This window comes from Methylobacterium phyllostachyos (assembly GCF_900103445.1).
Lineage (GTDB): Bacteria > Pseudomonadota > Alphaproteobacteria > Rhizobiales > Beijerinckiaceae > Methylobacterium > Methylobacterium phyllostachyos.
In genome coordinates this window covers 1-2,424 of the sequence record NZ_FNHS01000041.1, presented here as the reverse complement: position 1 = coordinate 2,424, position 2,424 = coordinate 1, and the positions used below count along the sequence as shown (strand labels likewise).

Below are 2,424 nucleotides of genomic sequence, written 5' to 3'. Positions count from 1 at the left end.
GCCCCGACGGTTTCTCGGCCATGTCCGTCTCCCGCAGTGCCGCCACCGCAGGATCAGAACGCCCAACGCCCTTCAAAGTGCCCAGGTAGTGCTAGAAAAGGGATCGACGCTGGCCGCGCAGCAACAGATTTCCGGAGTTTTCGGAGGCAGCCCCGCGAGGATCGTTTTTGGTAGCTGGTACGCGAGGCCGGCGGCCGGGCGGGACTCGAATTTTGTCAGGCAGTCATCGGGAGGCTTCGGCCGGGCGGCTCGCCGATTTTTGTAAGGCCGTCATCGCGGCCGTAAGGAATGCCGGATATCACGGCATTGGCCTCAGATCGCCAGATTTGGCTCAGGACGGCCGCCAGCTGAAATCCTGTGCCTTGCTCACAGAATTATGAGACGGGCCTCACGCGCCAATTTTGGCGGCTTCCTGAGCCTTCCTGACGGTAGACACCGTTGACGGCGAGACCTGCACCCGCCGGGCGATCTCCCGATCCGATAGGCCTTCTGCTAGCAATGCCTCGACGGCGGCACGGCGCTCGGCCACGAGACGGTGTGCGGGCTTGCTCGGCTGAGGGGTGCGCCGGCCGGTATGGACCTTCACGGCAGAGCGGCGGCTGGCGGCAGACTTGGACGGGGGAGGGGTCATCACGGTCCCACCTTCATCAGCCGGCGAGGGGGTAGCGCTTTGCGACCCCCTTTGATCGTCCGGTGGCTCGGGTGCCGATGGGGTAACGGGTGGTGATGCCATCTCGGGTCCGGCCGGCGATGCCTCTACCGGTTCGCACTGGATCGCGGCGCGGCTTGCCTCAAGCTCGACATCCCACCTCGCCTGCATCGCCCATTGGCGGCTCTGCCCAGCCCTGCACCCCGGCGTGCCGCAGTTGCTGTTGCCATCATCACGATAGCCCGCGCCGCATCCCTCGCACCGGAGAGGGCAACGGCATCCCCGCCAGATCGTGAAGCACTCGGTGCATCCGCCCAGATGGCGCATCGGCCTGCCCTCACTTCACCCGGTAGCCGATGCCGGCAAGCTCGATGCCTCGGTCCACGAGCTGCTTATCGAAGCCCTTGGCCGCGACGGTGGACGGCTTCAGCGGCGGACCCGAGTGGCCGAGAAGATCGGCGCCATGATCGAGAGCGTGACCGGGAGCGACGGTGACGAGTTCGTGAAGCGTTGGGACGAAATCGTGACGCGAACCGAGCGGTTTGCAGGAGCGGTTGAGCGCAGCGTCTTGGCTATTGAGAGATTGCTCAAGATGACTGGCCTGCTCAACCGCGAGGCCGTGCCGGGCATGGGAAGCCTTGTCACGGGCTATCGGGATTGGGTGCATAACACCTTCGGCAACCGCTCCGGTGCTTCGGCGGGCGATGGATCCTTCGGGGACGGCAGCCCCGGTTCTGTTCAGGATGATCGCAACTGGTGGCAGCGCCGTGCGCCGCGTTGGGCTGGCGGTAAAGACGCACCATCACCGGCTGGCGGTACGCCAAGCGGCAGCGCCGCCGGCAGTCTGACCGCGCTCTATGAGGCGGAAGCCAAGAGGGCTGGGATTGATCCCCGTATTCTTCACGGCATCCGAGCCGGCGAGTCGCTGCATACCGATAAGTACGACGTGAAATCCGACAGCAAAGAAGACAGCTACGGCCCGTTCCAACTCAACCGCCGACGCGGGCTTGGTGCCGAGTTTGAGAAGGAAACGGGCTTGGATCTGCACGATCCTAAGACCATTCCCGATCAGGTCCGGTGGGCCGCAGAGCATATCAAAAAGCGGCTTGCGGCTGACCCGAGCTACAATCCAGGTTCCGAATGGTTTGGCTATCGAGGACTGCAGAATGCAGATCCGTCTTGGCGAAACAGCGGCTATAAGCCGACGCAGGTTCCCGGCGATGTCCCGCCGGTCAACGGGGTTGGCGGTCTCAATCAGATCCAGAGCGGATCCGTCCGCAATCAGGCTATCGCGGGCGCCTTGCACGCGCAGCTCGTGGCCGCCGCGAAGGCAACTGGCGTCAACGTGGACGTGTACTCCGGCGGCCAAGACGAAGATGGTCCGCACCGCACCGGCAGTCATCGGCACGACCATGGCAACGCGGCTGACCTTCGCATCTTCGCCGTGGGCGAGGACGGCAAGAAGCGATACCTCGACATGACCAACGAGGCGGATCGGCCTCTGATGGAGAAGTTCTTGCGGAGCGCCGTCGCGCACGGGGCTACGGGCATCGGCGCCGGTCCCGGCTACATGGGCGGCCGAACCAACATGCACGTCGGTGGTGGCCCGGTCTCGGCTTGGGGCGAGGGCGGTTCCTCTGCCAATGCCCCTGATTGGGTGAGACGTGCGCTTGAGTTCGGCCTAGCACTACCTGGGCACTTTGAAGGGCGTTGGGCGTTCTGATCCTGCGGTGGCGGCACTGCGGGAGACGGACATGGCCGAGAAACCGTCGGGG

At 64.6% G+C, this 2,424-nt stretch carries 2 protein-coding genes; one reads left to right on the top strand and one right to left on the bottom strand.

Going from position 1 to position 2,424, the window contains the following annotated elements:
* Positions 1 to 388 precede the first annotated feature (388 nt).
* On the bottom strand, positions 389 to 631 hold the full coding sequence (locus BLQ49_RS30920) for a helix-turn-helix domain-containing protein (RefSeq protein ID WP_425284041.1): 243 nt from the start codon (positions 629 to 631) through the stop codon (positions 389 to 391).
* Positions 632 to 941: 310 nt separating this feature from the next.
* On the opposite strand from BLQ49_RS30920, the gene BLQ49_RS29430 reads away from it, so the two are divergent.
* Positions 942 to 2,372, top strand: a complete 1,431-nt coding sequence (locus BLQ49_RS29430; protein ID WP_167627827.1) for a hypothetical protein — start codon at positions 942 to 944, stop codon at positions 2,370 to 2,372.
* Positions 2,373 to 2,424 lie beyond the last annotated feature (52 nt).

What these genes read in the sequence shown, in the direction of transcription:
- BLQ49_RS30920 (WP_425284041.1), bottom strand. Translation starts at nt 631, where the DNA reads ATGACCCCTCCCCCGTCCAAGTCTGCCGCCAGCCGCCGCTCTGCCGTG.